This is a genomic window from Methanomethylovorans sp. (assembly GCF_050177135.1).
Classification (GTDB): domain Archaea; phylum Halobacteriota; class Methanosarcinia; order Methanosarcinales; family Methanosarcinaceae; genus Methanomethylovorans.
Window position 1 is genome coordinate 1 of the sequence record NZ_JBFXHJ010000213.1, and the last position, 2,924, is coordinate 2,924.

At 42.4% G+C, this 2,924-nt stretch carries 3 protein-coding genes; all 3 read right to left on the bottom strand.

Annotated elements, in window-relative coordinates:
* Nucleotides 1-255: 255 nt before the first annotated feature.
* A complete protein-coding gene (locus AB7U21_RS11625; protein WP_333786953.1) occupies nt 256-957 on the bottom strand; it encodes an ABC transporter ATP-binding protein in 702 nt (233 codons plus the stop codon).
* 2 nt (nt 958-959) lie between these two features.
* The gene (locus AB7U21_RS11630) at nt 960-2,168 is read right to left on the bottom strand and encodes an ABC transporter permease (RefSeq protein WP_333786952.1); all 1,209 of its coding nucleotides are present in this window, start codon (nt 2,166-2,168) and stop codon (nt 960-962) included.
* Nucleotides 2,169-2,177: 9 nt separating this feature from the next.
* On the bottom strand, nt 2,178-2,924 hold a 747-nt coding region (locus AB7U21_RS11635), incomplete at its 5' end, for a COG1361 S-layer family protein (RefSeq protein WP_428389228.1).

Consider the following 2,924-nt stretch of genomic DNA (forward strand, 5'->3'; position numbering starts at 1 on the left):
TGCGATGCATTCAGGCGTGAAATTAAACCTGTAAGAAACTCTTTAATCAATATATGTATTTTTCTGCAGGTCATTGGATTATGCCACATACGGTTTTGTAGAAATCCGATAAGAACTTGCCTCATGAGTTAACATGAATACTCGATATCAAAATTTTGTAATAAATTTTGAATCGGTTAGAAGTTCTCTTGTGAATAATGAATATCTAAGAACAAAAGCCTGAAGCAGGCTTTTCAGCTGACTGATCCATGAGGTTCATTTAGAGCTACCAGTACTGTTTTGTCTATTCTCATCGCTGATCATAGTACCATCTTCGAGTGTGATCACCCTGTTAACGTACTCAACATGCCACGGTTCATGTGTGACCATAATGATCGTCTGTCCATATTTTTCATTCAGTTCCTTGAACACGTCCAGCACCTGTTTTGAGTTGTTGGTGTCCAGGTTTGCGCATGGCTCATCAGCAAACATGATATCAGGTTTTTTTGCAATTGCTCTTGCAATAGCAACTCTTTGCTTTTCCCCACCAGACAGTTCATCAGGAACTCTATCATGTTTTCCATTCAGGCCAACCTTATCTAATGCTTCAAGAGCGGTTCTGTAAGATTCCTTTTTTGACTTTCCTTCCATCATAGAGAGCACATATACATTCTCCGCAGCACTCATCTCATTGATAAGTGCATAATCCTGAAAGACGTAGCCAACCTGTGTAAGCCTGTAATAACTCCTTTCTGCTTCAGGCAGGCTTGAAACCTCTAGCCCCCGGATAGTATACATCCCGTCTGTTGCATCGTCCAACAAAGCCAGTATCCTCAGCAGAGTAGTTTTTCCACTACCGGACGCACCCATAATGGCTACAAATTCCCCTTTATTAATTTCAAAAGAAACACCATTAAGAGCCTTGACAGCAGTTTCTCCGGCCCCATAATATCGTTTCAGATCTTTTACTAAGATCATGTTTACCGTCCCCATATGGCTTTGAGTATGCTTTCCCTGGATACGCTCCAGGCAGGCAGGACCCCGGCTATCACTGACAGCGTCAGCATGGTAACTATGCTTTGAACAAGCAGCACAGGATCAATGACCGGACTTATTTCTATGGTTTCATAGAAGATCACTGGATTTGCCTGGAAATAGAACATAAGTGTAAAGTAGAGTATCAATCCTGCAAAAATTCCCAGTGAAACATAAAAGGTGCTAAGGAATGCATAGGACAACACAATAGATCTTGGGGTGATACCTACCGCTTTTAGGATCCCTATTTCTTTTTTCCTGTTCAGCACATTGATATAGATAATAATAAGGACCAGCGCTGCACCTACGATCAGACTCACGATCTTGGACATGACATCTATAGCACCCATGCTTTGCATGGCCTGCCTTATGAGAGACTCCGACTTATCAGCCCATGTAAATATCTGCTCATTCACTCCAGCTTCCCTGATCTTGTCCTGGATCTGCGCTTCCGTCCCTTGACCAGTGACCCTTACAATTACACGGGTAGCTTCTTTGCCTTCAAGGCCATACACATCCTCGATCTCCTTGTAATGGACCAGAGCATTAAGATCGACAACCTCAAATGTGCCTTCCATGATGCCTTTGACCTTATAGGTCCTTTTTACTCCATTGCTGTATGTTACGTCAACAAAGGATCCTGGCCTTACTTCACCCAGGTTGTCATATATCTCTGAGCCGAACCCTGTCCCTGCTATCATAGCCCCGATGATGATCTCATCCCGGGACAGATCACTTAAAAAATCTCCTTCACTGATAATGTACGGATAGCGGGAAATATCATACTCTTCTGTGGGAAGCATTCCGGTTATCGTTACACCTACAACTTTCTGCTTATGGCTAATGGATGCTCCCACATCCAGTCTTTTTGTTGCAGCTCTCACACCTTCTACAGCCCGGACCTTCTTCAACACATTATCCGCATTGTTGATGTAGGTATTATCACCAGTTGGTTCAATGACAATATCTCCGTACGGATAATCCTGCATGAACCCTGTGAACATGCCTAAAAGTCCTCCTATCATTGAAGGAAGAAATACTAAGTTCAAAAAAATGAGGGAGAGGACAAAAACAATGAACATCAGCGTTTTCTTGTTGCCTCTTTTTACACTGCAGTATGCAATGAGGGCACCCACCCGGACATCATTGATCATAGTTTACCCTCATTGTTTCTTATTATTAGCTGAGTTACCTCCACCTTCCATCAACTGCCTGATAACCGCATCTTTTGATCTTATTGTCCTGTAATTATAATAGATAAGCCCGCCAATGATCGCCAGGATCAGAAATATAAGCAGGGCTGTGCCTGCTCCACTATCCTTTTTCATGACGATCAGATTGACCTTCGTTTCAATTTGTTCTTCGCCGAAATCATCGATATATGTTATTGTTACCGGGATCTGGTATTCTCCTGCTTTGTCGGCCACAAATGTGATCACTGCCGGCCCGTCCTCGTTTGTATCAAGGGTCCCTATGAAAGATTCTTTCAATCCTTTGAACGGATGGTCAGCATAGACCCTTATTGAATTTATTGTCCTCTCACCGGAGTTTTCAATTCTCATGGTCAGTTCTACAGTATCGCCTGTGTGAGGAAGGACAGGATCGACCTTTACAGATGCGAGATTCAAACTTCCTTTTTTGTCAAGCACGTTTATTTTAATGTTATATTCATCCTTCTGGATACCATAATCATCCTCATAGTTTATGATAACCGGGATTTCAAAAGTTCCTGACCTGTTTGCTTTGAATTTGAACAATGCGGTCTGACTGCTATTTAGACCAAGAGTTCCAAGTGTAGTGTTCTTTATTCCTTTGAACCCGTGATCCAGACCAACGTCTACAGATTTTGCTATTGCTTTACCGAAGTTCTCTATGCCTAACCTTAGATCGACCGTATCTCCCTCGTAGAT